This window comes from Psychrobacillus sp. Z3-81, from assembly GCF_056620325.1.
The window spans coordinates 1-457 of record NZ_JBWQPU010000031.1; the positions used below are offsets into that span (position 1 = coordinate 1).

Below are 457 nucleotides of genomic sequence, written 5' to 3' on the forward strand. Positions count from 1 at the left end.
ACAAACGGGGCAGGTTTGTTGAAGAAGGAGGTTTTTTTGCAATTGCGTTGAATAAGTTAATATATGTAAATTGTTTAACAAAAGGGGTGCTTTACTTCAAGTCAGGGAGTGGCACTTTTTTCTTGAAATAACGAAGCAGTTTAATTTGGTAGTACTATTAGAGGGCTATTTTATTTACTGTCGAAATGTAGAAAAAAGATGGAAGTTAAAAAACGAATATATGATGTGTTAGTGTACGGAGAAAGGGGAGAAGCTAAAAATGGTTTATTTAGTGCTAATACATATTATTTCGGCAATTATTTTTGTTGGTAATATTATCACGGCTGCTTTTTGGAAACTAAAGGCGGAATTTTCTGGAGATGAAACACATATCAACAAAACAGCAAAGAATATTATGGTTGCTGACTATGTGTTTACTTTACCCAGTATTATCACTTTACTAATTTCTGGGTTTTTA

At 32.6% G+C, this 457-nt stretch carries 1 protein-coding gene; it reads left to right on the forward strand.

Going from position 1 to position 457, the window contains the following annotated elements:
* Positions 1–259: 259 nt before the first annotated feature.
* Positions 260–457: DUF2269 family protein (locus AC1ECF_RS17520; protein ID WP_480390723.1), on the forward strand; the 198-nt coding region annotated here is incomplete at its 3' end.